This window comes from Sulfuritalea sp. (assembly GCF_017302275.1).
Classification (GTDB): domain Bacteria; phylum Pseudomonadota; class Gammaproteobacteria; order Burkholderiales; family Rhodocyclaceae; genus Sulfuritalea.
In genome coordinates this window covers 1-25142 of the sequence record NZ_JAFLDR010000014.1, presented here as the reverse complement: position 1 = coordinate 25142, position 25142 = coordinate 1, and the positions used below count along the sequence as shown (strand labels likewise).

Annotated in this window: 23 protein-coding genes, 1 other RNA gene and 1 pseudogene; 16 read left to right on the top strand and 9 right to left on the bottom strand. The window is 64.4% G+C overall.

The window, feature by feature from the left end; translation table 11 throughout:
- The first annotated feature begins 72 nt into the window (after nucleotides 1-72).
- An RNA gene (rnpB, locus tag J0M27_RS09585) (RNase P RNA component class A) lies at nucleotides 73-538 on the top strand.
- Between the two features lie 175 nt (nucleotides 539-713).
- On the opposite strand, the gene J0M27_RS09580 is transcribed toward rnpB, so the two are convergent.
- Genes J0M27_RS09580 through J0M27_RS09570 form a run of 3 tightly spaced genes read right to left on the bottom strand, consistent with a single transcriptional unit; the run spans nucleotide 714 to nucleotide 2692 of the window.
- Nucleotides 714-1142: a universal stress protein gene (locus J0M27_RS09580; protein WP_294990455.1), complete on the bottom strand. Its 429-nt coding sequence runs from the start codon at nucleotides 1140-1142 to the stop codon at nucleotides 714-716.
- A 2-nt stretch (nucleotides 1143-1144) separates the two neighbouring features.
- Complete coding sequence (locus tag J0M27_RS09575; RefSeq protein WP_294990451.1) at nucleotides 1145-1858, bottom strand: TerC family protein; 714 nt, start codon at nucleotides 1856-1858, stop codon at nucleotides 1145-1147.
- 30 nt (nucleotides 1859-1888) lie between these two features.
- The gene (locus J0M27_RS09570; RefSeq protein ID WP_294990448.1) at nucleotides 1889-2692 is read right to left on the bottom strand and encodes a FadR/GntR family transcriptional regulator; all 804 of its coding nucleotides are present in this window, start codon (nucleotides 2690-2692) and stop codon (nucleotides 1889-1891) included.
- A gap of 159 nt (nucleotides 2693-2851) precedes the next feature.
- On the opposite strand from J0M27_RS09570, the gene J0M27_RS09565 reads away from it, so the two are divergent.
- The 9 genes from J0M27_RS09565 (at nucleotide 2852) to J0M27_RS09525 (ending at nucleotide 11603) form a co-directional block, all read left to right on the top strand.
- Nucleotides 2852-4024 carry a ubiquinol-cytochrome c reductase iron-sulfur subunit N-terminal domain-containing protein gene (locus J0M27_RS09565; RefSeq protein WP_294990447.1) on the top strand — a complete coding sequence of 391 codons (1173 nt, stop codon included), beginning with the start codon at nucleotides 2852-2854 and terminating at the stop codon, nucleotides 4022-4024.
- A 76-nt stretch (nucleotides 4025-4100) separates the two neighbouring features.
- On the top strand, nucleotides 4101-4754 hold the full coding sequence (locus J0M27_RS09560; RefSeq protein WP_294990445.1) for a TRAP transporter small permease subunit: 654 nt from the start codon (nucleotides 4101-4103) through the stop codon (nucleotides 4752-4754).
- A complete protein-coding gene (locus J0M27_RS09555; RefSeq protein WP_294990442.1) occupies nucleotides 4751-6766 on the top strand; it encodes a TRAP transporter large permease subunit in 2016 nt (671 codons plus the stop codon). Before J0M27_RS09560 ends, J0M27_RS09555 begins: the two co-directional genes overlap by 4 nt.
- A 161-nt stretch (nucleotides 6767-6927) precedes the next feature.
- Complete coding sequence (gene hyi / locus J0M27_RS09550; RefSeq protein WP_294990440.1) at nucleotides 6928-7722, top strand: hydroxypyruvate isomerase; 795 nt, start codon at nucleotides 6928-6930, stop codon at nucleotides 7720-7722.
- A 12-nt stretch (nucleotides 7723-7734) separates the two neighbouring features.
- Nucleotides 7735-8631, top strand: a complete 897-nt coding sequence (gene glxR / locus J0M27_RS09545) for a 2-hydroxy-3-oxopropionate reductase (protein ID WP_294990436.1) — start codon at nucleotides 7735-7737, stop codon at nucleotides 8629-8631.
- Complete coding sequence (locus J0M27_RS09540) at nucleotides 8625-9017, top strand: heme-binding protein (protein ID WP_294990433.1); 393 nt, start codon at nucleotides 8625-8627, stop codon at nucleotides 9015-9017. The genes glxR and J0M27_RS09540 overlap by 7 nt, the downstream gene beginning before the upstream one ends.
- Nucleotides 9014-9988, top strand: a complete 975-nt coding sequence (locus tag J0M27_RS09535; RefSeq protein WP_294990431.1) for a D-glycerate dehydrogenase — start codon at nucleotides 9014-9016, stop codon at nucleotides 9986-9988. The genes J0M27_RS09540 and J0M27_RS09535 overlap by 4 nt, the downstream gene beginning before the upstream one ends.
- Complete coding sequence (locus tag J0M27_RS09530; RefSeq protein WP_294990429.1) at nucleotides 9985-11235, top strand: MFS transporter; 1251 nt, start codon at nucleotides 9985-9987, stop codon at nucleotides 11233-11235. Before J0M27_RS09535 ends, J0M27_RS09530 begins: the two co-directional genes overlap by 4 nt.
- A complete protein-coding gene (locus tag J0M27_RS09525) occupies nucleotides 11232-11603 on the top strand; it encodes a CbiX/SirB N-terminal domain-containing protein (protein WP_294990425.1) in 372 nt (123 codons plus the stop codon). The genes J0M27_RS09530 and J0M27_RS09525 overlap by 4 nt, the downstream gene beginning before the upstream one ends.
- Before the next feature lie 15 nt (nucleotides 11604-11618).
- On the opposite strand, the gene J0M27_RS09520 is transcribed toward J0M27_RS09525, so the two are convergent.
- Together J0M27_RS09520 and J0M27_RS09515 are read right to left on the bottom strand one after the other, a co-directional pair.
- Nucleotides 11619-13175, bottom strand: coding sequence for a type IV pili methyl-accepting chemotaxis transducer N-terminal domain-containing protein (locus J0M27_RS09520; RefSeq protein ID WP_294990422.1), 1557 nt, complete (start codon nucleotides 13173-13175; stop codon nucleotides 11619-11621).
- A gap of 75 nt (nucleotides 13176-13250) precedes the next feature.
- Nucleotides 13251-14990: a nitrite reductase gene (locus J0M27_RS09515; RefSeq protein WP_294990420.1), complete on the bottom strand. Its 1740-nt coding sequence runs from the start codon at nucleotides 14988-14990 to the stop codon at nucleotides 13251-13253.
- Between the two features lie 208 nt (nucleotides 14991-15198).
- On the opposite strand from J0M27_RS09515, the gene J0M27_RS09510 reads away from it, so the two are divergent.
- The 5 genes from J0M27_RS09510 to J0M27_RS09490 all read left to right on the top strand — a co-directional run bounded on the left by J0M27_RS09510 (nucleotide 15199) and on the right by J0M27_RS09490 (nucleotide 20380).
- Nucleotides 15199-16248 carry an efflux RND transporter periplasmic adaptor subunit gene (locus J0M27_RS09510; RefSeq protein WP_294990417.1) on the top strand — a complete coding sequence of 350 codons (1050 nt, stop codon included), beginning with the start codon at nucleotides 15199-15201 and terminating at the stop codon, nucleotides 16246-16248.
- 13 nt (nucleotides 16249-16261) lie between these two features.
- A complete protein-coding gene (locus J0M27_RS09505; RefSeq protein WP_294990414.1) occupies nucleotides 16262-19465 on the top strand; it encodes an efflux RND transporter permease subunit in 3204 nt (1067 codons plus the stop codon).
- 11 nt (nucleotides 19466-19476) lie between these two features.
- Entirely contained in the window at nucleotides 19477-19704 is a 228-nt protein-coding gene (locus J0M27_RS09500) for a DUF2892 domain-containing protein (protein WP_294990412.1), read from the top strand.
- Between the two features lie 95 nt (nucleotides 19705-19799).
- Nucleotides 19800-20030, top strand: a complete 231-nt coding sequence (locus J0M27_RS09495; protein WP_294990410.1) for a DUF433 domain-containing protein — start codon at nucleotides 19800-19802, stop codon at nucleotides 20028-20030.
- On the top strand, nucleotides 20027-20380 hold the full coding sequence (locus tag J0M27_RS09490) for a DUF5615 family PIN-like protein (RefSeq protein WP_294990407.1): 354 nt from the start codon (nucleotides 20027-20029) through the stop codon (nucleotides 20378-20380). Before J0M27_RS09495 ends, J0M27_RS09490 begins: the two co-directional genes overlap by 4 nt.
- A 44-nt stretch (nucleotides 20381-20424) precedes the next feature.
- Here the strand turns inward: J0M27_RS09490 and trpC are convergent, their stop codons facing one another.
- From trpC to J0M27_RS09470, 4 genes and pseudogenes are all read right to left on the bottom strand, one after another.
- Nucleotides 20425-21228 (bottom strand): indole-3-glycerol phosphate synthase TrpC, encoded by an 804-nt coding sequence (gene trpC, locus J0M27_RS09485; RefSeq protein WP_294990404.1) that lies wholly within the window; start codon nucleotides 21226-21228, stop codon nucleotides 20425-20427.
- Nucleotides 21228-22253 carry an anthranilate phosphoribosyltransferase gene (gene trpD / locus J0M27_RS09480; protein ID WP_294990401.1) on the bottom strand — a complete coding sequence of 342 codons (1026 nt, stop codon included), beginning with the start codon at nucleotides 22251-22253 and terminating at the stop codon, nucleotides 21228-21230. The genes trpC and trpD overlap by 1 nt, the downstream gene beginning before the upstream one ends.
- On the bottom strand, nucleotides 22250-22822 hold the full coding sequence (locus J0M27_RS09475) for an aminodeoxychorismate/anthranilate synthase component II (RefSeq protein ID WP_294990398.1): 573 nt from the start codon (nucleotides 22820-22822) through the stop codon (nucleotides 22250-22252). The genes trpD and J0M27_RS09475 overlap by 4 nt, the downstream gene beginning before the upstream one ends.
- A 10-nt stretch (nucleotides 22823-22832) precedes the next feature.
- A pseudogene (locus tag J0M27_RS09470) lies at nucleotides 22833-23660 on the bottom strand (chorismate-binding protein); the annotation flags it as partial.
- Here J0M27_RS09470 and J0M27_RS09465 point away from each other — a divergent pair.
- Nucleotides 23584-24837 (top strand): vanadium-dependent haloperoxidase, encoded by a 1254-nt coding sequence (locus J0M27_RS09465; RefSeq protein WP_365962494.1) that lies wholly within the window; start codon nucleotides 23584-23586, stop codon nucleotides 24835-24837. The pseudogene J0M27_RS09470 and the gene J0M27_RS09465 overlap by 77 nt on opposite strands.
- The last annotated feature ends 305 nt before the right edge of the window (nucleotides 24838-25142 follow it).

The following is a 25142-nucleotide window of genomic DNA, read 5'->3' as shown; positions in this document are numbered from 1 at the left end:
CGACGGAAAACGAGGACGCCGCCTACTACGACGACGAGCGGCAGTTCCGCCCGCCGCGTAGAATGCGCGCGGGAAGTTCGCCAGGCAACCGCTGATCACGAAAGTGGTTGGAGGAAAGTCCGGGCTCCACAGGGCAGGATGCCGGCTAACGGCCGGGCGCTATAAGTCGGAAGACGCAAGTCGGACGACGAAGGCGACGGAAAGTGCAACAGAAAGATACCGCCGATGGCTCGACCTGACTTCGCCGCCGCAAGGCGGCAAAGTCTCCCTTGAATGGGGAGGGGCGGGATCAGGTAAGGGTGAAATGGTGGCACGGCGTCAGCCGTGTCGGTGCGGCGCAAGCCGTGCCGAGGTAAGAGCTCACCGCGGACGTGGTAACACGGACGGCACGGCAAACCCCATCCGGAGCAAGGCCAAATAGGGGAGCATAGGCGCGGCCCGCGTCGCTCCCGGGTAGGCTGCTAGAGGCCGTCGGTAACGGCGGTCCCAGAGGAATGGTTGCCCACGACAGAACCCGGCTTATCGGCGGACTTCCCACCAATCGCTTTGCGATTGATGGGAAGCCCTTTTGATGGACTATCCCCCCGGCCCCCTTTCCAAGAAAAGGGGGTGACGAAGTCAGGCTGCCTGCGGCGGCAAAAAATTAATTGGAGAGTCGGCGCTTGCCGGCCCGCGAAGCGGATTCCCCGGCAGACAGAGTTCGCTACGGCGATTCAGCGCACCAGCAGCACCGGGACTTTGGCGTGATGCACCAGCTTCATCGCCACCGAACCCAGCAAGGTGCCGGTGAGGCCGCTGTGGCCGCGGGTGCCGATCACGATCTGGTGGCAGCCGTGGCTGGCGGCGAAATCGGCGATGGCGCTGGCCGGGTCGCCGATCAGCACGTGCAGGGTCGGGGCGAGCCCGGCGGCGGCGAGTTCATCGCGCGCGGTGGCAAGCGCGGTCATGCCGTTCTCAAGATGGAATTCCCTGATCGTATCGCTATTGATGAAGCGGCCGATGTCGTTGGGCAGCACGGCCTGGACATTGATCAGGTGGACTTCGGGAGCTTCGCGCAGGGATTTTGCATTGCCGGTGACCCAGCGCACGGCGTTGAGCGAAGGGTCCGAGCCGTCAATCGGCAGCAGCCATTTTTGCGTCATGTTCAGCCTTTCGATGAATCCGTGAGTTCAATGGCGGCCGGCGGCGTCGCGCGCGCGGCGAGCCATTTGCCGATGGCCACGACCAGGAAGGCGCCGAGCACGGCGGCCAGGGTCTTGGCGTAGGCGATGCCGGCCAGCAGGTCGGGGGGAAGGGCCGGGTCGGTGACGATCATGCCGCCGCCGATCCAGCCGAGCAGGGCGCCGCCGGCGGTGATCACGATCGGATAGCGGTCCATCAGCTTGAGCACCAACTGGCTGCCCCAGACCACGATGGGGATCGAGACCAGGATGCCGAACACCACCAGCAGCATGCTGCCGTTGGCGGCGCCGGCCACGGCGATGACGTTGTCCAGGCTCATCACGGCGTCGGCGACGATGATGGTCTTGATCGCGCCGGCCAGCGAGGTCGAGGCCGCGACATCGCCGTGGGCATCGTCCTCGGGCAGCAGCAGCTTGACGCCGATCCAGAACAGCAGCAGCGCACCGACGATCTTGAGCCAGGGAATCGCCAGCAGTTGCAGGGCGAAGAAGATCAGCACGATGCGCAGGCCGATGGCGCCGACCACGCCCCAGAAGATGCCCTTGTTGCGTTGTTCGTCGGGCAGCTTGCGACAGGCCAGGGCAATGACCACGGCATTGTCGCCGCCGAGCAGGATGTCGATCAGGATGATCTGGGCAACGGCGATCCAGAAGGCGGCGGTGGAGATGTCGAGCATGGCGGCGCGGAGAGTTTCGGGCGGCGCAGTTTAACGCTTGCGCGGGACTCGGGTGGCAAGCCCATTACCGTCGAGGTCGAGCGCCAGTGGAATGCCCAGGCGCCCGGCGGCGCCGCGCAGGTGCTCAAGCGCGCGGCGGCGGGCTGCGGCCGCATCGCCCCGTGCGATTGCATCGAGCAGGGCGCGGTGTTCGCGTTGCGATGCCTGCGGCAGCCGGAACTGGAGATTGTTGTCGAGCCATGCCAGCTTGCGCGAATCGGAAAAGTGCTGGCCGAGGAATTCGACCAGGCGGCCGATGTAAGCGTTGTGCGTGGCGTGCGCCAGGGCGATGTGGAAACTGTCGTCCGCCACGGTGCCGTCGACTCCGCTCTCCAGTGCCTCGTCCATGGCCTCCAGGTGTTCCCTCATGGCGCGCAGGTCATTTTCGTCACGACGCTGGGCGGCGAGTTCGGCGACGGCGCCCTCGACCACCGCGCGCAGTTCGAAAATATCGCGCAGTTCGACGAGGCCGGGGCCGGCACCCTTCCAGAAACGCAAGTTGATCGCCTTGGGCGCTGCGACGGCAAAGGCTCCGGACCCCTGCCGGGTTTCGATCAGGCCATCCGCCTTGAGCCGCGCGATGGCTTCGCGCACCACGGCACGACTGACGCCGAACGCTTCGCCCAAGGCTTTTTCGGTGGGCAGCCGATCACCGGGCTTGATCTCGCCGCGGGAAATGCGCCGCTTCAATTCGCCGGACACTTCCTCGGACAGGCGCAAGGGCCGCGCGATACGACTCAGTTCGGCGGCGGGTTCCGCGGCGATCGCGGTAGCGTGGGGGCGGCGTGCTGGCATGGGAAGTTTTATTGCGGGTTGTCCTATTGTCAGACAAATTCTCTTTCTGGTAAAGTGGTTCGGTCAGTGTCAGTAACAAGTAGTCAGATCCAAGACCGCGAGTCGTGACGGTACGGCCGCACGCGATCGCCAAACCAAATGATCTCTCAGGAGGAGACAATGTCCGACACCAAGCAGCCCGAACAGAAACCGTCCCGCCGCAAGTTCCTCGCCGCCGCCGTCACCGGCAGCGTCGGTGCCGCCGCCGCGGGGTTCCCGATGATCGCCAAGGCGCAGGCCGGCCCGATCAACATGCGCTGGCAGAGTACTTGGCCGGCCAAGGACATCTTCCACGAATACGCGCTGGACTTCGCCAAGAAGGTCAACGACATGACCGGTGGCGACCTCAAGATCGAAGTGCTGCCTGCCGGTTCGGTGGTGCCCGCCTTCGGCCTGCTGGAAGCCGTGTCGAAGGGCACGCTCGACGGCGGCCACGGTGTGCTGGGCTACCACTACGGCAAGCAGAATGCACTGGCGCTTTGGAATTCCGGCCCGGCCTTCGGCATGGACGCCAACATGCTGCTGTCGTGGCACAAGTACGGTGGCGGCGCCGAACTGCTGGCCAAGCTGTATGCCTCGATCGGCATCACCACGGTGCAGTCCTTTCTCTACGGCCCGATGGCGACGCAGCCGCTGGGCTGGTTCAAGAAGCCGGTCACCAAGCCGGAGGATTTCAAGGGCCTCAAGTTCCGCACCAATGGCCTGGCCATCGACTTGTTCACGGCCATGGGCGCGGCGGTGAATGCGCTGCCCGGCGGCGAAATCGTGCCGGCCATGGATCGCGGCCTGCTCGATGCGGCCGAGTTCAACAACGCTACTTCCGACCGCCTGCTGGGTTTCCCCGACGTTTCGAAGATCTGCATGCTGCAGAGCTACCATCAGAGCGCAGAGACCTTCGAGATCATGTTCAACAAGCCGAAGTACGATGCCCTGCCGGCGAAGATGCGGGCGATCATTGCCGGCGCCGTCGAGGCCGCATCGGCCGACATGTCGTGGAAGGCCATCGACCGCTACTCGAAGGACTACATCGAGCTGCAGACCAAGGACAAGGTCAAGTTCTACAAGACCCCGGATGCGGTGCTGCAAAAGCAGCTCACGCTGTGGTCCGAGATCATGGAGAAAAAGTCGGCCGAGAACCCGCTGTTCAAGGAAATCGCCGCCTCGCAGCGCGCATTCGCCGAGCGCGCGGTGAAGTGGGACCAGGACGTCTATGTCAGCCGGCGCATGGCAGTCAGCCACTTCTTCGGCGCCAAGCAGGGCGCACCGGCCAAGGCGGCTCCCAAGAAGGGTTGAGGGGCTTCGCTTCTTGAGCAACGATCAACCACCCGGGTAGGTTCCGGGTGGTTGATTCTTTTCCGCGGGACGCGCCATGCAAATGCAGAAACTGCTGCTGACCATCGACCGGATCAGCACCTTCGTCGGCCATGCCTTCTCATGGCTGATCGTCTCGCTCACCTTCATGATCACCTGGGAGGTGGTTTCGCGCTATGCCTTCGACAATCCCCACCCCTGGGCATTTGATGTCATGAGCATGATGTACGGCAGCCTGTTCATGATGGCTGGCGCGTACACCCTGTCCAAGAACGGCCACGTGCGCGGCGACGTACTTTACGGATTCTTTTCACCGCGGGCCCAGGCCAGCATCGACCTGACGCTGTATTTCCTGTTTTTCATCCCCGGGGTTTTTGCGCTGGCGTGGGCCGGCTACAACTTCGCTGCTGACTCCTGGGCCATCAACGAACATTCGAACGTCACGGCCAATGGCCCGCCGGTCTATCCGTTCAAGACCGTCCTGCCCCTGGCCGGCGCCTTCCTGCTGCTGCAGGGCGCGGTCGAGATCATCCGTTGCATCCTCTGCATCCGGCTGGGCGAATGGCCGTCGCGCGAACATGATGTCGAGGAAGTCGATGTCGAGAAACTCAAGGAAATGGTGCACGTGAAGGACGAAGACATTGCCGCCCTCGACAAATTCGTGGTCGCCCAGGAACAGGAGCATCAGGCGCACGCGGGAGCGACCAAGTGACGATCAGGAAGGAACTCTGGTTCGGCTTCTCGCTGATGGCGGTGATCCTGACCGTCACGGTGATATTCATGCCCTGGAGCAACATGCAGAACGGCCACATCGGCCTGCTGATGCTGTCCCTTGTGGTAGTCGCCATCATGCTCGGCTTCCCGACCGCCTTCACCCTGATGGGCATGGGCGTATTTTTCGCCTGGCTCGCCTACCGCAGCGGCAACCCGGATCTCGCCCAGCGCCAGACGCTGGACCTGATGGTGCAGCGGGCATATTCGGTGATGTCCAACGACGTGCTGATCTCGATCCCGCTGTTCGTCTTCATGGGTTACCTGGTCGAGCGTGCCAACCTGATCGCCAAGCTGTTCCGCGCGCTGGAGCTCTCGCTGGCGCGGGTGCCCGGCGCGCTGGCGGTGGCGACCCTGGTCACCTGCGCCATCTTCGCCACTGCCACCGGCATCGTCGGCGCGGTGGTGACGCTGATGGGCCTGCTGGCGCTACCGGCCATGCTCAAGTCGGGTTATGACGTCCGCCTGTCGGCCGGAGTGATAACCGCCGGCGGCTGCCTGGGCATCCTGATCCCGCCCTCGGTGCTCCTGATCGTCTATGGCGCCACGGCCGGCGTTTCCGTGGTGCAGTTGTATGCCGGCGCCTTCTTCCCCGGCATCATGCTCGCCAGCCTCTACATTATGTACGTGATCATCGTCGCCAAGCTGAATCCACACCTGGCGCCGCCGCTGCCGATGGAAGAGCGCCATATCGACCTGCCGCCGGACAATGAAAAGATTCGCGAAGCCATCAGCCACCGGGTGCTGCCGGGACTGATCGGCGCGCTGAAGGGCTCGCGCAACCTGGGCATCAGCAGTGGCACGATTGCCAGGCAGGGCTTCATCGCGCTGCTGCCGGCGTTTACGCTGGTCCTGTTTCTCGGCTTCACCTGGCACCTGGCGACCAAACCGGCGCCAAAGGCCGAAGCCGAGGGCCTGACGCAAATGGGCGGAGGCGTGATTGCCGAGGAGGCAGCCGGGGGCGACGCCGGCGGTCTGGAGGAACCCAGGGAGGAAGACGAGGAAGGGCTCAAGGAGCCTCCGGCCGAAGGACTCAAGGAACCGCCTGCCGAAGGACTCAAGGAACCTCCGGCAGAGGGACTCAAGGAGCCGCCGGCAGAGGGTGTCAAGCAGCCGCCGGCCGCAAAGGTCGGCACGGCGCCTGCGCCGGCGATTGCCGCCGCACCGGTGCCGGAAGCCGAAGCTACCGAGCGCCTGCCGGTGCCGACCTGGTACTGGATCATGGCGGGCGTCAGCCTGGTTACGGCGGTGGCCTTCTATGCCGTGTTCACCTTCGTCCGCCTTGAAGTGTTCAAGATGCTGCTGGGTTCCTTCTTCCCGCTGGCGCTGATGATTCTCGCCGTACTGGGCAGCATCGTCTTCGGTTTCGCCACGCCGACCGAGGCTGCGGCGCTGGGCTCGGCCGGCGGCTTCATCCTCGCTGCGGCCTACAAGCAGCTCAACTTCGGGGTGGTCAAGGAGTCGGTATTCCTCACCGCGAAAACCTCGGCCATGGTCTGCTGGCTGTTCGTCGGCTCATCAATCTTTTCGGCGGCCTTCGCGCTGCTGGGCGGGCAGAATCTGGTCGAGCAATGGGTGCTCTCGCTCAACATGACGCCGCTGCAATTCATGCTGCTCAGCCAGTTCATCATCTTCATCCTCGGCTGGCCGCTGGAATGGACCGAGATCATTGTCATCTTCATGCCGATCTTCATTCCACTGTTGCCGCACTTCGGGGTCGATCCGCTGTTCTTCGGCCTGCTGGTGGCGCTTAACCTGCAGACCGCCTTCCTCTCGCCGCCGGTGGCGATGGCGGCGTTTTACCTCAAGGGAGTTTCGCCGCCGCATGTGACGCTGAACCAGATCTTCGCCGGCATGATGCCCTTCATGGGGATCCAGGTCGTCGCCCTGGCAATGCTTTACATCTTTCCTGAAATCGGCATGTGGCTGCCGAAAGTGCTTTACGGAAATTGAGCGGCGGGATGTAGCCGAAGATCCTTTTAGAGCGCGAAGTCCCTCCGGGTTCCTGACCGGGAGATGGGTGGTGGCGGCGATTGCCACCGGCCTCGAAATCCCTGCCGTGCGGGGGATGCCGCCCGCGGCAGCGTGACCTGAACAAACCGGAGAATGCCCTAATGCCCAGATTCGCTGCCAACCTGACCATGCTGTTCAACGAAACGCCCTTCCTCGGGCGCTTCGAAAAGGCGGCGCAAGCCGGCTTCAAGGCCGTCGAGTTCCTGTTCCCCTACGACTATCCGGCTGCCCAGCTGCAGGGTCTGCTCAAGCAGCACGGCCTGCAACTGGTGCTGCACAACCTGCCCGCCGGTAACTGGGCGGCCGGCGAGCGCGGCATCGGCTGCCATCCCGACCGCGTCGATGAGTTCCGCGCCGGCGTCGACCAAGCCATCGCCTATGCAACGGCACTGGGCGTGAAGCAGGTGAACTGCCTCGCCGGCATCCAGCCCGCCGGCGTCGCCGATGCCGACGCGCGCCGCACCCTGGTCGACAACCTCGGATTCGCGGCGCCGAAACTCGAGGCCGCCGGCATCCGCCTGCTGATCGAGCCGATCAACACCTGCGACATCCCCGGCTTCTTCCTCAACCGCACCCGGCGGGCGCTCGACATCATCGCCGACGTGGAAAAGGAAGGTGGCTCGGACAATCTCTTCATCCAGTATGACATCTACCACATGCAGCGCATGGAGGGCGAACTGGCGAAGACCATCGAGAAGAACCTCGGCAGGATCGCCCACCTGCAGCTTGCCGACAACCCGGGCCGCAACGAGCCGGGCACGGGCGAGATCAATTACGGCTTCCTCTTCGCCTTCCTCGACAAGATCGGCTACCCGGGCTGGATCGGCTGCGAATACAAGCCGGCGACCACCACCGAAGCGAGCCTGGGCTGGGCCGCTCCCTACCTGAAATCCTGACGGAGACATGATGTGAACATCGGATTCATCGGCCTCGGCATCATGGGCAAGCCCATGGCCGGCCACCTGATCGCCGGCGGCCACAGTGCCTATCTCTTCAGCCGCTCGGGCGTGGCCCAGGAACTGCTCGACGCCGGCGGCAAGAGTTGTGCTTCCCCCGCCGAAGTGGCGAAGAGCGCCGACATCATCTTCATGATGGTGCCGGACACGCCGGACGTCGAGAAGGTGCTTTTCGGCAAGGACGGCGTGGCCGAAGGCCTCGCGCCGGGCAAGGTCGTGGTCGACATGAGTTCGATCGCGCCGCTGGAAACGAAGAAGTTCGCCGCGCGGATCAACGAGCAGAAGTGCGATTACATCGACGCGCCGGTTTCCGGTGGCGAAGTCGGCGCCCGGAATGCGGCGCTGACCATCATGTGCGGCGGAACCGAGGCGGCATTCAGCCGCGCCAAGCCGCTGTTCGAGCTGATGGGCAAGAACATCACCCTGGTCGGAGGCAACGGCGACGGGCAAACCTGCAAGGTCGCCAACCAGATCATCGTCGCGCTGACCATCGAGGCGGTCGGCGAGGCGCTGCTGTTCGCCTCCAAGGCCGGCGCCGATCCAGCCAGGGTGCGCCAGGCGCTGATGGGCGGCTTCGCCAACTCGCGCATCCTCGAGGTGCATGGCGAGCGCATGGTCAAGCGCAGCTTCAACCCGGGCTTTCGCATCGAGCTGCACCAGAAGGACCTCAATCTGGCGCTCTCCGGTGCGCGCGCGCTCGGCGTTTCGCTGCCCAACACCGCCACGGCGCAGGAGCTTTTCAATTCCTGCATCGCCCACGGCGGTGCCACCTGGGACCATTCGGCGATGGTGCGTGCGCTGGAGATGATGGCGAACCACGAAGTCACCAAGGCGGTCCTGACATGCTGACCCTTGATGACGCGCTTCGCATCACCGAGGCGGCACGCCGCACGGCGACCGAAAACAACTGGAACGTGGTGATCGCCGTGGTCGATGACGGCGGCCACCTGATTTCCCTGCAGCGCATGGACGGCACGCAGAAAGGCTCCGTGCGCGTAGCCGAACAGAAAGCCCGAACCGCCATCATGTTCAAGCGTCCGACCAGGGCCTTCGAGGACATGGTTCTGCAGGGGCGCCCGGTTATGATGACCATGCCCGACGTGATCTGCCTCGAGGGTGGCCTGCCCCTGATCCGCGATGGCGTCTACGTTGGCGCTATCGGCGTTTCAGGGGTCAGGTCGTCCGAGGATGGTATCGTCGCGGCGCAAGGCGCATCCGTGGTGGCCAAAACATGAAACCCAAGATCCTTGTTGCCCGTGAAGTTTTCCCCGAGGTGCTCGAGCACCTGCGGCGGCATTTCGAGGTGGACGACAACCAGGCCGATGTCGTCCTCGGCGTCGAGGGGCTGAAGCAGCGCCTGGCGGACAAGGCCGGCGCGATGACGGCGGTGAGCGACCCGGTGAACGCCGAGGTGATTGCCGCCGCGCCGCAGCTCAAGGCGGTGTGCAACTTCGCCGTCGGCTACAACAACATCGACCTCGCCGCCTGCACCCGTGCCGGCATCGTCGCCACCAATACCCCGGGCGTTCTCGACGACACCACGGCGGATCTCGCCTGGGCCCTGCTGATGGCCACCGCGCGCCATATCCAGACCTCGGAGCACTGGCTGCGCGCCGGCCACTGGCAGGGCTTTCGCATGCTGGACTGGCTCGGCAGCGACGTGCATCACGCCACGCTGGGCATCCTCGGCATGGGCCGCATTGGCCAGGCCTTGGCGCGGCGCGCGTTGGGCTTCGACATGAAGGTGATCTACCATAATCGCAGCCGGCTGCCGGAGGACAAGGAAGCCGCCTGCCGCGCCACCTGGGTCGCCAAGGAGGCGCTGCTGCGCGAAGCTGATTTCCTGGTTCTGCTGCTGCCATATTCGGCGGAAAGCCACCACATCATCGGCGCCGCCGAACTGGCGCTGATGAAGTCGACCGCACACCTGATCAACGTCGCCCGCGGCGGCATCGTCGATGATGTGGCGCTGATTTCGGCGTTGCGCCAGCGCCGACTGTCCGGCGCCGCGCTCGACGTGTTCGAGGGCGAGCCGAAGCTCAATCCGGGCTTCCTCGAACTCGACAATGTGACGCTGACGCCGCACATCGGGTCGAGCTCGCGCCCGACGCGCATGGCCATGGCAATGACCGCGGCCAACAACCTGATCGCCGCACTCTCGGGCCAGCGTCCGCCCAACCTCGTCAATACCGACGTCTGGAAATGACGGCCACTCGCCCGGGCGTTCTGCTCGGCCTCGGCGTGGCTGTCGCGGCCTATTTGTTGTCCTTCTTCCACCGCGTCGCGCCGGCGGCGATCTCGGGCGACCTGCAATCCACCTTTGCCATCGGCGGCGCCCAACTCGGTACCCTGACAGCGACCTACTTCTACGTCTACACGCTGATGCAGATTCCCACCGGGGTGCTGGCGGATACGCTGGGACCACGCCGGATTCTCTGGTGGGGTGGCTTGGTGGCCGGTGGAGGCGCGGTTCTGTTCGGGCTGGCGCCGAGCTTCGAACTGGCCTTCGCCGGGCGTACCCTGGTGGGTTTGGGCGTGTCGGTGACCTTTATCGCCATGCTCAAGCTCATCGCGCTCGGGTTCGAGGAGCGGCGCTTTGCCTCGATCACCGGACTGTGCATGCTGATCGGCAACCTCGGTTCAATACTGGCCGGTGCGCCGCTGGCCTGGGCCACGCAGGCGGCGGGTTGGCGCCCGGTGTTCGTCGTGGTCGGGATACTCTCCGTGCTGATGGCCTTCGCGGCCCGTACCTGGGTGCTCGACACGCCGGCTGCCAAGGTCGATCGTACCGCCTGGCTTACGGGCCTGCTGACGGTGATGAGAAATCGGGCCACCTGGCCCGGCTTCTTCGCCAACACCGGGCTGGCCGGCGCATTTTTCGCTTTTGCCGGGCTATGGGCCGTGCCTTACCTGACCCAGATCCATGGCATGAGCCGTGCCGAAGCGTCGAATCATGTGAGCATTTACTTCATCGGCTTTGCCATCGGCTCGATGCTCTGGGGCAATGTCTCGGACCGCATCGGACGCCGCAAGCCGGTGATGCTGGCGGTGTCCGGCGTCCACGCATTGGGTTGGGGCCTGTGGCTGTCCGGTGCAATGCAAGGTGGTTGGATGACCTATTCGCTGTGCACGGTGATGGGGCTGACGACGGCCGGACTGACTCTGTCCTGGGCGGCAGCCAAGGAAGTCAATCCACCCTTGCTCTCGGGCATGGCTACCAGCGTGGTGAACGTCGGCGTGTTCTTCGGCCCGGCTATCCTGCAGCCTGCGGTCGGCTGGCTCATGGAACGCACATGGAACGGCCGCGTCGAGGTCGGCGTACGCATCTATTCGGCAGCGGACTGGCACAATGGCCTGTTGTTGATGACGGTCTCCGCCGTCGCCGGCTGGATCGCGGTGCTGTTCGTGCGCGAAACCGGCTGCCGCAACATCTGGAACGAGGTCAAGAAATGAAAGGGATCCTGCTCTACGGCCACGGCGCGCGCAATCCGGAATGGGCGCAACCCTTCCATCGCATCCGTGATGCCATCAAGGCGCGCGCCCCCGGGGCCCTGGTCGAACCGGGCTTCCTCGAACTGATGCGACCGACCTTCGACGAGGGGGTGGCCTGCCTGGTCGACCAGGGCGCAACGTCCATAACGGTGGTGCCGATCTTCATGGCCGCCGGCAGCCACGTGAAGAAAGACCTGCCGCGCCTCGCGGCGGATGCCATGGACCGCCATGAAGGCTTGCTCATCGAACTGGTGGCACCGGTAGGTGAAGCGGATTCGGTGCTGGCGGCGATGGCGGAGTACGCCATGGGCGCGAAGCCGGCGGACTGAGACGCCCCTGATTGCCTACGCCGGAAGAGCTTCCGGCACCGGCTTGTAGTCCTTATCGTCGGGAAGTCCGACGCAGAGTTCGACCATGGCATCGGTGCGGTTCAGCAGGTCTTCGCTGATGCGGAAGACCTTGCGCGCCACCTGCGGGAAATCCCCCGGATCGTGCATGTCCATTGCCGAGCGGAACAGCTTCCATAGATTGAAGATCGATTCCAGCCGGGCGGCGAAGCCGGGGTCGTTGAGGGCTGATGCCCTGAGCTCGGTCAGTGTCGCGGCAAATTCGGCATTGGCATCCTCGAGCCGCGAACGGCAGTCAGTCACATGGATTCCCATCTGGCGGAACATGAAATGTTTCGCGGCACGCTGGGAAAGCATCCGGGCACGGCCGGCCAGATTCACCAGTTGCGCCTTTCGCGTGCCTACTGCTTTGGCGAAGCCGCGCGCCAGTTGGTCGGCCGCTTCCAGGACGTCCTCGTTGATGGCAAAAAGCTCTTGTGCGTCCGCGGGATTGGGGGGAACTTCGAGCAATTCCCGGTAGCGCGGCCACAAACCTGAAAGCTCGGCCCATGCGACCTGGTTTTCCGTGCCGGAAGTTTGTACCTTGAGTTCTTTCAGGCGACTGTCGAAATGCCCTATCGACTGCCTCAGGATCAACCTTGACGGGCGGGCCAGCAGCCCCTGTTCCAGCATCAGCCATGACTTTGCCATGCGCTGGGATAGTGCTCTCTGGCGGCCCGCTCCGTTGATCCAGCTGCACTCCGACCGAGACTCTCCTTTGTGCCCGTGCCCCCCGGTCCCGTCCGCATCTTCCGGTGCAGCGCAAATACGGTGAGCGCCCCCGAAGTCGATCAGGCGCGGATCCGGATTTGTCAGCAGGTGACGTTCAATTTCGGCATTGCGCAGCACCACCCGGTTCCTATTGACGACGATAAGGCCGGCTTCGCTGAGGTCGCGCAGATTGCGAGACAAGGTCTCGGGTTGCATGTCGAAGCGGGAGGCCAGTACTTTCTTGCTGCTTTCCAGGGTTACCGTGGTTTCACCCGCTCCATTCCGTTGCGGCCCGGCCAGTTCGAGCAGATAGCCCAGCAGGCGCTGTCCCGGCGACCAGGAGTTTTGTGCGATGAGGTCGGCCTCGGTTTCGAGCTGGCGACGAGCCAGCCCCTCAATCACGCGCCGCGCGATGCCGGGCTCGTCGGCCATGACGCGAAACAGCGTGTCACGGCGGACGGCCAGCACATGCGAGGCCTTCACGGCAAACGCGGAGATCAGGTAGGGGCCGGGCACGAAGAGTTCGGCCTGGCCGAAGGCATGCCCGGGCCCTGCCAGTTCCAGTACGCGTTCATTGCCGCGCCGACAGGACAGGGACAGCTTCACCTGCCCTGAAACCAGGACGTAAAGCTGGCTGACGGAATCGCCGGCACGAAAAATCGCCTGGCCTTTCTGGTAGATGACGTTGCAGGTTCCTTGCGCAAGCTCATTCAGGGACTTTGGTGCGATGTCGGCGAAAAGCGACAGCTCGCCGAGCGTCTTCCTGAAATTGCGCGAGATCTGCGATGAAAGGTCGTCTTTCATGTTCCTTGTGATGATCCGGCGCGACGGCACCGATATCCCGCCATGGGGTATCGGTACCGCCGGCACTCTAAACCATCAATATACGTCGTGTTGCGTATTGTGCACGTTGAACTTGCCGGTGGGGGTAATCAATTTCGGATCCTTGATCACCGCCTTGAGCTTGCGCGTCTTGTCATCGACCACCACCAGGGCCGAGGTCTTGTCCTTGGCGCTCCACACCGAGAACCACACTTCGTCGCCGGCCTTGTTGTACTCCGGCTGGACGATGCGCCTGGCGCCGTCGTCCTTGATGCCGGCCCAGTCGCCGATCGGCAGGGCCTCGAAACCCTTTTCCAGGTTGTTGATGTCGAACACCGCGATCGACTGGCTGACGGCGGCTTCGGGGTTCAGCGGCGTGTCGACCCAGAGGTTCTTCGACTTCGGGTGGGTCTTGATGAACAGCGAGCCGCCGCCCTGGGCCTTGATCGTCTGCACCACCTTCCAGGCGTTGTCCTTGTGCTTCTTCGGATCGGTGCCGATCAGGCTCACCGTCTCGTCGCCGAGGTGGCTGGTGGCCCAGACCGGACCGAACTTCGGATGCACGAAGTTGGCGCCGCGACCGGGGTGCGGGATCTTGCCGACATCGATCAGGGCCGCCAGCTTGTCTTCCTTGGTGTCGACCACGCCGATCTTGTTCGAGGCGTTGGCGGCGACCATGAAGTAGCGTCCGGTGGAATCGAAGCCGCCGTCATGCAGGAAGCGCGCCGCGTTGATGGAGGTGATCTTGAGGTTGTTCAAGTCCTTGTAATTGACCACCAGGATCTTGCCGGTCTCCTTGGCATTGACGATGAACTCCGGGTTGTAGTGCGAGCCGACGATGGCGGCCACGCGCGGTTCCGGATGGTATTCCTGCGTATCCACCGTCATGCCGCGGGTCGACTCGATCTTCAGCGGCTTCAGCGTGTCGCCTTCCATGATCACGAACTGCGGTGGCCAGTAGGTGCCGGCGATCGCATACTTGTCCTCGTAACCCTTGTACTTGGAGGTCTCCACCGAGCGCGCTTCGAGGCCGACCTTGATTTCGGCGACGTTGGTCGGCTCCGCCATCCACAGGTCGATCAGGTTGATGCGGGCATCGCGGCCGATCACGTAAAGGTAGCGGCCGGATTTCGACATGCGCGAGATATGCACCGCGTAGCCGGTCTTGAGGATCTTGACGATCTTCTTGGTGGCGCCGTCGATCAGCGCGATCTCGCCCGCGTCGCGCAGCGTGACCGAGAACAGGTTGTCGAGGTCGAGCTTGTTCATCTTCTTGGTTGGGCGCTGGCTGGGCGGCACGGTGACCTTGAGCGAGGCCATCATTTCCTTCATGCCCCATTCCGGCGGCGTCGGCGGTTCCTGCTGGACGTAGCGCGCCATCAGGTCGACCTGGGCGTCGGTCAGTTCACCCGAGGTGCCCCAGTTCGGCATACCGGCGGGGGAGCCGTACTTGATGAAGACCTTCAGGTATTCGGTGCCCGATTCCAAGGTCTTGTCCGTGGTCAGCGGCTTGCCGGTGGCGCCCTTGCGCAATACGCCATGGCAGCCGGCACAGCGCTGGAAGTAGATTTCCTTGGCCTGGTCGAACTCGGCCTTGGTCATCGGCGGCGCCTTGGGATTGACGTTCTGGTGCATCTCGACCTTGCCCAGGGGCGAATCGCCCGCCTGGTACTGCATTTCGGTCGCGGTCACGCCCGGCTTGGCACGATCCTGTGCCACGGCAATGCCCAGGCTCAGCGGCAAGGCCAAGGCCAAGGCAAAGCCTGCGCGACGAAACGGTATAAGCTTGCTATTCATCATCTCCCCTATATATGGTTGATATTTAAACGAAACACGATTATTTCCGAGGGCGCAAGATGCCGTGTCGCAGACGGGTGAGTCGTTGACTCCGGTCAATTGGCAATAATCGGATTGTGGAATTGGCGCCGGGTTGCCGGCTCTTGAAAGAGGCAGCGTAACCGAAATTAAACTTGAAATTCTCATATATAAGCATATACTGATATTCATGAACGAAGCCATCCGCCTTCCCCGCAAGGGCACTCTCCTCCTCTCCGCCCTTGCCTTTCTCGCCGGCGCATTGCCGGCGAGTTTTTCTTATGCTGCCGAGCCAAATCAGGCCGGTGCGCCGGCGAGCGTCGTGGTGCAGGCGCGCGAGGTCGATCTTGCCTTTCCCGTCGAAGCCACGGTCGAGGCCGTGCGCCAGGCCACGGTGGCCGCGCAGGTGGCGGGCCGCGTGCTGGAAGTGCGCGCCGATGCCGGCCAGCGCGTCAAGCAGGGCGAACTCCTGATGCGCATCGATGCGCGCGAGGCTGCCGGCTCGGACGCCGCGGCAAAGGCGACGCTGGCCCAGGCCCGCGCCGCGTATGAGCGGACCAGAAACCTGCACGCGCAAAAATTCGTCAGCCAGGCCGCATTGGACCAGGCGGCGGCGGCGCACAAGGCGGCCGAGGGTGCCGCGTCGAGTTCGGGTGCCGGGCTGTCCCACGGCACGGTCACTGCGCCCATCGCCGGCATCGTCGCCCAGCGCCACACCGAAGCCGGTGAGCTGGCGACGCCGGGCAAGCCGCTGATCACGATTTATGACCCCAAGGGGCTGCGCGTGATCGCCAGCCTGCCGCAATACAAGCTGGCCGAACTCAGGAAGTCGGCAAGGGCGCGCATCGAACTGCCCGAGAGCGGCCGCTGGATCGACGTGCTGCGCGTCGAAATCCTGCCCACCGTCGACCCGCGCAGCCACACGGCAACCGCACGCCTTTACCTGGCGGACAACGTCGAGGGCGTGGTGCCCGGCGCCTATGCCCGGGCGCACTTCACCGTCGGCCAGGCGCAGAAGCTGACCGTGCCGCCGGCCGCCGTGCTGCGCCGCGGCGAAGTCACCGCCGTCTATGTGATCGACGACAAGGGCGCGGCCAAACTGCGCCAGGTGCGCCTGGGCGAAGCCGTGACCGGCGGCGAACTGGAGGTGTTGGCCGGCCTCAATTCCGGCGAACGCGTCAGCTTGTCGCCGGTCAAGGCCGGTATCGAAGCCAAGGCGGCGCCCGCCGCTGCCCGCTGAGCGGGGGCCGCCCATGGGCACGGGTTTGGGTATCTCTGGCCGCATCGCCGGGTATTTCCTCAGGAACTCCCTGACGCCGCTGATCGCGCTGATCGCGCTGCTGCTGGGCATAGGCGCGACGCTGATCACGCCGCGCGAGGAAGAGCCGCAGATCAACGTCACCATGGCCAACGTTTTCGTGCCCTTCCCGGGTGCCGCGGCGCGCGATGTCGAGGCGCTGGTGGCGCGGCCGGCAGAGCAGGTGTTGTCACGCATCGCCGGCATCGAGCACGTGTATTCGGTGTCGCGCCCCGGCATGGCGGTAATCACCGTGCAGTATGAAGTCGGCGAGGATCCGATCCAGGCCCTGGTGCGGCTCTACGACACCATCAATTCGCACAAGGACTGGCTCTCGCCCAACCTCGGCGTGCTCGACCCGATCGTCAAGCCCAAGGGCATCGACGACGTGCCCATCGTCACCCTGACCTTCCACAGCGCCGATCCCATGAAGTCGGCCTTCGAAATGCAGCAGGTGGCGCGCGCCGCCGAGATCGACCTCAAGCGCATTCCCGGCACGCGCGACGTCGCCACCATCGGCGGCCCCGGCCACGTGATCCGCGTCGTCATGGACGCCGACCGCATGAACGCGCACGGCATCACGGCGCAGGACCTCAAGGCCGCCCTGCAGGTGTCGAACGCCTCGCAGCCGGCCGGCGCTCTGGTCGCCGGCAACAAGGAACTCCTGGTGCAGACCGGCACCTACATCGAATCCGCCGCCGACGTGAAGCGCCTGGTGGTCGGTGTCCATGAACGCAAGCCGGTGTACCTGGCCGACGTCGCGCAGGTGATCGACGGTCCCGACCAGCCCTCGCGCTATGTCTGGCACGGCACGAAACAGGGTGAATCGCCGGCGGTGACGCTCTCGGTGTCGAAGAAGCCGGGCGTCAATGCCGCCGATGTCGCCGAATCGGTGATCGCGCGCGCCGAAGCCCTGCGCGGCACGGTGATCCCCGACGGCGTCGAGTTCTCGGTGACGCGCAACTACGGCGCCACCGCCACCGACAAGGCGCAGAAGCTGATCGGCAAGCTGGTCTTTGCCACGATCTTCGTCGTGCTGCTGGTGCTGTTTGCCCTGGGCCGGCGCGAAGCGGTGATCGTCGGTGCGGCGGTGACCCTGACGCTGGCAGCGACGCTTTTCGCCTCCTGGGCCTGGGGCTTCACGCTCAACCGCGTGTCGCTGTTCGCGCTGATCTTCTCCATCGGCATCCTGGTCGACGACGCGATCGTGGTGGTGGAGAACATCCATCGCTGGACGCTGCTGCATCCTGAGAAGCCGCTGTGGGAAATCATTCCGCCCGCCGTGGATGAAGTCGGCGGCCCGACGATACTGGCCACCTTTACCGTGATCGCGGCGCTGCTACCGATGGCCTTCGTCAGCGGCCTGATGGGGCCCTACATGAGCCCGATCCCGATCAACGCCTCGATGGGCATGTTCATCTCGCTGGCCATCGCCTTTGTCATCACGCCCTGGCTGGCGCTGAAGCTGATGAAGCCGGCGGCGCAGGGCCACGGCGGTCATGGCGGCGATGTCACGACAGAAAAGCTCGACCGCCTGTTCCGCCGCATCATGTCGCCATTGCTCGATCCGCGCACCGGCCGCGCGGCGCGGCGCAAGCTGTGGATAGGCGTGCTGGTGGCCATCCTGGCTTCGGTCAGTCTCGGCTTCTTCAAGCTGGTGGTACTGAAGATGCTGCCCTTCGACAACAAGAGCGAATTCCAGATCGTGCTCGACATGCCGGTCGGCACGCCGCTCGAAGAAACCGCCAAGGTACTGCGCGAAATCTCCGCCGAGATCGCCCAGGTGCCCGAAGTCGCCGACTACCAGGCCTACGCCGGCGCGGCCGCGCCGATCAACTTCAATGGCCTGGTGCGCCAGTACTACCTGCGCAGCGCGCCGGAAATGGGCGATATCCAGGTGAACCTGGTGGACAAGAAGCATCGCGACCGGCAGAGCCACGAGATTGCCGTCTCGGTGCGCGAGCGCGTGGTCGCCGTGGCCAGGAAGCATGGCGGCAATGCCAAGATCGTCGAAGTGCCGCCCGGCCCGCCGGTGATGTCGCCCATCGTCGCGGAGGTTTATGGTCCCGATTACCCGGGCCAGATCGCGGTGGCGAAGCAAGTGCGCGAGGCCTTCGAAGGCACCACCGACATCATCGGCGTCGACGACACGGTGGACGAGGACGCGGAAAAGCTGGTGCTGCGCGTGAATCAGGCCAAGGCGGCGCTGCTCGGCGTGGCGCAGAAGGACGTGGTCGAGGTGGTGCGCATGGGTCTCTCCGGCGAGGACGTGACGCCGGTGCACGACGGCGACGCCAAGTACGAAATCCCGGTGCGCATCGTGCTGCCGGCCGAACGCCAGAACAACATCGACCAGTTGCTCAAGCTCAAGCTGCGCAGCCGGGAAGGCCAGCTGGTGCCGGTGTCGGAAGTGGTCGAAATCAAGCGCCTGCTGCGCGAGAAGGTGATCTACCACAAGGACCTGCTGCCGGTGGTCTTCGTCACCGGCGACATGGGTGGCAAGCTCGACAGTCCTTTGTATGGCATGTTCGACATCCGCAACAAGCTGGCCGGTATTTCGCTGCCGCAGGGCGGCACGCTGGGCGAGTATTTCTTCAAGCAGCCGCGAGACCCCTACGCGCAGTACTCGATCAAGTGGGACGGCGAATGGCAGGTGACCTACGAAACCTTCCGCGACATGGGTGCGGCCTATGCCGTCGGCCTGATCCTGATCTACCTGCTGGTGGTGGCGCAGTTCAAGAGCTACCTCGTGCCGCTGATCATCATGGCGCCGATCCCGCTCACCATCATCGGCGTGATGCCCGGCCACGCCCTGTTCGGCGCGCAATACACGGCCACGTCGATGATCGGCATGATCGCGCTGGCCGGCATCATCGTGCGCAATTCCATCCTGCTGGTGGACTTCATCAACGAGCAGGTCGCTGGCGGCATGGACTTTGCCGAGGCCGTGATCCAGGCCGCCGCGGTACGTGCCAAGCCCATCGTGCTCACGGGCCTCGCTGCCATGCTCGGTGCGCTGTTCATCGTCGATGACCCGATCTTCTCTGGCCTCGCGCTGTCGCTGATCTTCGGCATCCTCGTTTCCACCCTGCTGACGCTGGTGGTGATACCGGTTCTGTATTACGCGGTGATGCAAAGCCGCATCCTCAAACCTCAATAAAGGAGCTTCACATGACCGTCAATCAATTCGTTCGCATCATCGCCGGATTCTTCATCATGACCTCGCTGGTCCTCGCCCATGTCATGGGGCAGGCGGACATGAGCAAGCTGTCCTGGCTGTGGTTCACCGCCTTCGTCGGCGCCAACCTGTTCCAGAGCGGCTTCACCAAATTCTGCCCGCTGGATTCGATCCTGAAGAAGCTGGGCGTCAAGGAGTCCACCGGCAACAGCTGCGCCTGAACCGGGAATCACCGTGCTGCCGGCGCCGACTCTTTGGCGCGGCGATTCATGCGGGTTCGCATATATACTTTAGCCTCGCATCCTGGAGGCAAAAGATGAGCACCAGCGAACGCATCACCATCGACCCAGCCATTTGCCACGGCAAGCCGTGCATTCGCGGCCTGCGCTATCCGGTTGAAAACGTTCTGGAGTTGCTTGCAGCAGGCATGACCATCGATCAGATCCTCGCTGACTACGAGGATCTTGAACGCGAAGATATCCTTGCCGCCTTGTCCTACGCGGCGCGGCTGGCACACGTGAAACGCATTGATCGCATCGCGGCATGAAATTCCTGGTCGACGCGCAACTGCCGCGCCGACTCTGCGGCTTGTTGCGCGACGCCGGTCACGATGCCTTGCACACGCTGGATCTCCCGCTGGGTAACCGTACGCCAGACACAGAGATACTTGATCTGGCTGCGAATCAGGGCAGGGTGGTCGTCACCAAGGATGACGATTTCGTTCAATCCCATCTCATATCCGGTCGCCCGAAGCAGCTTTTGCTTGTGGCGACCGGCAACATCGGAAACGTCGAACTGGAAGGTCTGCTTCGCGGAAACCTGATGACTATCGTCGAGGCTTTCCGCACTGACGATTTCGTTGAACTCGGCCGGACCTCGCTGACTATCCACGGCTGAGTGTGGTTCGCCGTGTCACCAGCGCCGACTTTTCGGAGCAGACGTCAGGCGAGCAGCCGCGCCAGTTCTGCGCCCGGCGAGGGCGCGCGCATGAAGGCTTCGCCGACGAGGAAGGCATGCACGCCGCGCGAAGTCATCAGTGCGACGTCAGCCGGGGCGAGGATGCCCGACTCGGTGACCACGATGCGGTCTGCCGGGATGCGGCCCAACTGCGACAGCGTCGTATTCAGATCGACCTCGAAGGTCCGCAGGTTGCGGTTGTTGATGCCCACCAGCGGCGTCTTGAGCTGCAGTGCGATATCCAGTTCGGCGGCGTCGTGGCATTCCACCAGCACCGACATGCCCAGCGCAAAGGCGATGGCTTCCATCTCCTGCATCTGTGCCAGCGAGAGCGCATCGACGATCAGCAGGATGGCGTCGGCGCCCATGGCGCGGGCTTCATACACCTGCCAGGGATCGACCAGGAAATCCTTGCGCAGCGCCGGCAGCGCGCAGGCTGCGCGCGCCGCGCGCAGGTAGTCGGCCGAGCCCTGGAAGAAGGCCTGGTCGGTCAACACCGACAGGCAGGCCGCGCCGTGGCTCTCGTAGTCGGCGGCGATCTCCGCCGGGCGGAAATCCGCCCGAATCACGCCCTTGGAGGGGCTGGCCTTCTTGATCTCGGCGATGACCGCCGCGCATTTCGCCGTGTCACCAGCGCCGACTCTTGTGCGTATAGCATCTTCAAAGCCACGCGTCGGAGCCTGCGCCTCGGCCTCGGCCCGGATTGCCGCGAGCGACTTGATCGCCTTGCCCGCCGCGACTTCCTCGCGTTTGACGGCAAGGATTTTTTCGAGGATGTCCGCCGCCATCAGCCGAACTTCTTGGTGAAGGCGACGAATTCGTCGAGCTTCTTGCGCGCCGCGCCGCTGGCGATGGCCTCGCGGGCCCTGGCGATGCCGTCGCCTACCGAGTCGGCGAGGTTGGCCGTGTACAGCGCGGCGCCGGCATTGAGGGTGACGATCTCGCGCGGCGTGCCCGGCTTGTTTTCCAGCGCCTCGAACATCATGGCTTTCGATTCCGCCGCATCGGCGACGCGCAGGCCGCGGTTGGAAACCATGGCCAGACCGTAGTCCTCGGGATGGATTTCGTACTCGGTGATCTTGCCGTCCTTCAATTCGCCGACCAGGGTGGCGGCGCCCAGCGAGATCTCGTCCATGCCGTCCTTGCCCCAGACCACCATGACGTGGTCGGCGCCGAGCTGCTGCATGACGCGCACCTGGATGCCGACGAGGTCGGGGTGGAACACGCCCATCAGCGTGTTCGGCGCGCCGGCCGGGTTGGTCAGCGGGCCGAGGATGTTGAAGATGGTGCGCACGCCCATCTCGCGCCGCACCGGGGCGACGTTTTTCATCGCCGGGTGGTGGTTGGGCGCGAACATGAAGCCGCAGCCGATGGCCTCGATGCATTCGCCGACCTGAGCCGGCGTGAGCATGATGTTGGCGCCCAGCGCTTCCAGCACATCGGCAGCGCCGGACTTCGACGACACGCTGCGGTTGCCGTGCTTGGCCACCGTGGCGCCGGCCGCCGCGGCGACGAACATCGAGGCCGTGGAGATGTTGAAGGTATGCGCGCCGTCGCCGCCGGTGCCGACGATGTCCACGAAATGGGGGTTGTGCGGCGTGTCGACCTTGGTTGACAGCTCGCGCATCACCATCGCCGCGGCGGAAATTTCGCCGATGGTTTCCTTCTTCACGCGCAGGCCGGTGAGTATCGCCGCGACCATCAGCGGCGAGATCTCGCCCTGCATGATCTGCCGCATCAGGTGCAGCATCTCGTCGTGGAAGATTTCGCGATGTTCGATGGTGCGTTGTAGCGCTTCCTGCGGCGTAATCATGTCCGGTTTCCCTTCAAGAAGTTTTTCAGGAGTTCATGACCGCTCTCGGTGGCGATCGATTCGGGATGGAACTGCACGCCTTCCAGCGCGAATTCCCGGTGGCGCACGCCCATGATTTCGCCGTCATCGGTCCAGGCGGTGATTTCGAGGCAGTCGGGCAGCGTCTCGCGGCGGATCGCCAGCGAGTGGTAGCGCACCACGGTCAGCGGATTGGGCAGGCCGGCGAAGACGCCCTTGCCCTCGTGGTGCACGGGCGAAGTCTTGCCGTGCATCAGTTGTTTGGCATGGACGATGTCGCCGCCGAAGGCCGCGCCCATGCTCTGGTGGCCGAGGCAGACGCCGAGCAGCGGGACCTTGCCGGCGAATTCGCGGATCGTCGCCACCGAGATGCCGGCCTCGGCCGGCGAGCAGGGACCGGGCGAGATCACGATGCGCGCCGGCTGCATGGCGGCAATCTCCTTGAGCGTGATGGCGTCATTGCGAAAGACCTTGACGTCCTCGCCGAGCTCGCCGAAATACTGCACCAGGTTGTAGGTGAAGCTGTCGTAGTTGTCGATCATGAGAAGCATGTTGTTCTCCTCACTCAAAACGCGTATCGAGGCCGGACTCGGCCATCTCGGCGGCGCGCAACTGGGCGCGGGCCTTGTTCAGCGTTTCCTGCCATTCGCTGTCGGGGTCGGAGTCGGCGACGATGCCGGCGCCGGCCTGGACGAAGATGTGGCCGTCCTTGACGACGGCGGTGCGGATCGCGATGCACAGGTCCATGTCGCCGTTGAAGCCCAGATAACCCGCCGCGCCGGCGTAGATGCCGCGCTTGGAAGGTTCCAGTTCGTCGATGATTTCCATGGCCCTGACCTTGGGCGCGCCGGACACGGTGCCGGCGGGAAAGGTGGCCTTGAGCACGCTGGTGGCGCCTTCGTCGTCCTTCAGCGTGGCTTCGACGCTGGAGACGATGTGCATCACGTGCGAATAGCGCTCGATGGTGAATTGGTCGGTGACGCGCACCGTGCCGGTCTTGGCCACGCGCCCGGCGTCGTTGCGGCCGAGGTCGAGCAGCATCAGGTGTTCCGCGCGCTCCTTGGGGTCGGCCAGCAGGTCGGCGGCGAGCGCCTCGTCTTCTGCCGGCGTCGCGCCGCGCTTGCGCGTGCCGGCGATCGGGCGCACGGTGACGGTCTTTTCCTCGCCGGCATCTTCGAGGCGCACCAGGATTTCCGGCGAGGCGCCGACCACGTGGAAATCCTGGAAGTTGAAATAGAACATGTAGGGCGAGGGGTTCAGCGTGCGCAGCGCGCGGTAAAGCGCCATCGGGCTGGCGGCAAAGAGCTTCTTCATGCGCTGCGAAAGCACCACCTGCATGATGTCGCCATCGACGATGTACTGCTTAGCGCGCCGAACGGCGGCCTTGAACTCGGCCAACCGCTTCATCGCCGTGGACATGGCGGATTTGCGGGGATTCGACGCCACGCTCGCCGCGTCCCTCGCCGGGATCCCCGAGAGCCTCGAACGCAGCCGCGGCGTGGAACTCGGGCGATCGACGGCCACCCCCATCCTCGGCCTTCGGGCGAACGATGGCAGCAGCACGACGATACCCTATATCCCCAGCGCGGAACCCGGAGCCTGGCGCCGCACGCCCCCCTACTTCCGCCCTCCCGACCTGCCCCACTGGGGTTTCGTCCGGCCCCTTGCTCTTTCCAGCGGATCGCAGTTTCGGCCCCCGGGTCCACCTCCCCTCGACAGTGCTCGGTACGCGACCGAACTCGACCAAGTCAGAGCTCTGGGCGCCGTCGACAGCCCGATCCGCACACCCGAGCAGACCCTCGTCGCCAACTTCTGGGCCGACTTCACCTACACCGTCACGCCCCCGGGCCACTGGAACCAGATCGCCCGCCAGGTCGCCACCCGCCAAGGCCTGTCGCTGCCCCAAAAAGCGCGCCTGTTCGCACTCCTGAACCTCGCCCTCGCCGACGCCGCCATCGCCACCTGGGATGCCAAGTATGCCTTCAATTTCTGGCGCCCGGTGACCGCCATCCCCCAGGCCGAGCTCGACGGAAACCCCGCCACAACCGCGGATCCGAATTGGACGCCCCTCCTCACGACTCCTGCCTTTCCCGAATACGTCTCGGGTCATAGCGCCTTCAGCGCCGCCGCCGCCGTCGTGCTCGCCCGATTCCTGGGAACCGACCACGCGGAGTTCACCGTGATCTCGGACTCCGTGCCCGGCGTGGTCCGCGCCTATTCGAGCTTCGCCGGAGCGGCCGACGAGATCGGCATGAGTCGCATCTACGGCGGCATTCATTTCCTTTCGGGCGACCTCGACGGTTTGAGCCTGGGACGCGCCATCGGGGCCTTCGTGGACGACCATTTCCTCCTGCCCCAGGGGAACCCACCCCGGGTTCGCGCCCGACGTCCGACCCCCAATCACCTCGAGGTCGCCGTGGAGGGCACCCCGGAGTGCCCCGTCATCCTGGAATCCTCCCCCGACCTGGCCGGTTGGCACCCGGTGAGCACCAACACGCCTCCGTTCACCTGGGACCAACCGGCCTCCGGCCCCCACCGGTTCTATCGCGCCAGACTCGTCCGGTAGGAGGCGCGCCGGCGTAGGCAAACCGTCTTGGGAGGACCGAACCTCTCGCGGCGGGGACGGAGGTCCAAGCCCGGTGGTCGGTTGGGAGCCAGGGTCCCCAAGGTCGAAATACTTGTAAGGTTTCGACCGGCTGGCCCTATACCGCAGTTGCACGACGGATATGCACCCCTCGGAACCAAATCCTCCATCGGGCACCGACGACTGCCTGGTTGCCGCGGCGCAGGCCGGGAACGCCGAGGCTTTCGATCAGCTCGTCGACCGGCATCTGGATTCCATCCACGCCTTCGTGGCTTTCAAACTCCCCG

Coding starts and splice junctions, on each gene's coding strand:
- J0M27_RS09580 (WP_294990455.1), bottom strand. CDS start 1,142: ATGACGCAAAAATGGCTGCTGCCGATTGACGGCTCGGACCCTTCGCTC.
- J0M27_RS09575 (WP_294990451.1), bottom strand. CDS start 1,858: ATGCTCGACATCTCCACCGCCGCCTTCTGGATCGCCGTTGCCCAGATC.
- J0M27_RS09570 (WP_294990448.1), bottom strand. CDS start 2,692: ATGCCAGCACGCCGCCCCCACGCTACCGCGATCGCCGCGGAACCCGCC.
- J0M27_RS09565 (WP_294990447.1), top strand. CDS start 2,852: ATGTCCGACACCAAGCAGCCCGAACAGAAACCGTCCCGCCGCAAGTTC.
- J0M27_RS09560 (WP_294990445.1), top strand. CDS start 4,101: ATGCAAATGCAGAAACTGCTGCTGACCATCGACCGGATCAGCACCTTC.
- hyi (WP_294990440.1), top strand. CDS start 6,928: ATGCCCAGATTCGCTGCCAACCTGACCATGCTGTTCAACGAAACGCCC.
- J0M27_RS09540 (WP_294990433.1), top strand. CDS start 8,625: ATGCTGACCCTTGATGACGCGCTTCGCATCACCGAGGCGGCACGCCGC.
- J0M27_RS09535 (WP_294990431.1), top strand. CDS start 9,014: ATGAAACCCAAGATCCTTGTTGCCCGTGAAGTTTTCCCCGAGGTGCTC.
- J0M27_RS09530 (WP_294990429.1), top strand. CDS start 9,985: ATGACGGCCACTCGCCCGGGCGTTCTGCTCGGCCTCGGCGTGGCTGTC.
- J0M27_RS09525 (WP_294990425.1), top strand. CDS start 11,232: ATGAAAGGGATCCTGCTCTACGGCCACGGCGCGCGCAATCCGGAATGG.
- J0M27_RS09520 (WP_294990422.1), bottom strand. CDS start 13,175: ATGAAAGACGACCTTTCATCGCAGATCTCGCGCAATTTCAGGAAGACG.
- J0M27_RS09515 (WP_294990420.1), bottom strand. CDS start 14,990: ATGAATAGCAAGCTTATACCGTTTCGTCGCGCAGGCTTTGCCTTGGCC.
- J0M27_RS09510 (WP_294990417.1), top strand. CDS start 15,199: ATGAACGAAGCCATCCGCCTTCCCCGCAAGGGCACTCTCCTCCTCTCC.
- J0M27_RS09505 (WP_294990414.1), top strand. CDS start 16,262: ATGGGCACGGGTTTGGGTATCTCTGGCCGCATCGCCGGGTATTTCCTC.
- J0M27_RS09500 (WP_294990412.1), top strand. CDS start 19,477: ATGACCGTCAATCAATTCGTTCGCATCATCGCCGGATTCTTCATCATG.
- J0M27_RS09495 (WP_294990410.1), top strand. CDS start 19,800: ATGAGCACCAGCGAACGCATCACCATCGACCCAGCCATTTGCCACGGC.
- J0M27_RS09490 (WP_294990407.1), top strand. CDS start 20,027: ATGAAATTCCTGGTCGACGCGCAACTGCCGCGCCGACTCTGCGGCTTG.
- trpC (WP_294990404.1), bottom strand. CDS start 21,228: ATGGCGGCGGACATCCTCGAAAAAATCCTTGCCGTCAAACGCGAGGAA.
- trpD (WP_294990401.1), bottom strand. CDS start 22,253: ATGATTACGCCGCAGGAAGCGCTACAACGCACCATCGAACATCGCGAA.
- J0M27_RS09475 (WP_294990398.1), bottom strand. CDS start 22,822: ATGCTTCTCATGATCGACAACTACGACAGCTTCACCTACAACCTGGTG.
- J0M27_RS09465 (WP_365962494.1), top strand. CDS start 23,584: ATGCGCTGCGAAAGCACCACCTGCATGATGTCGCCATCGACGATGTAC.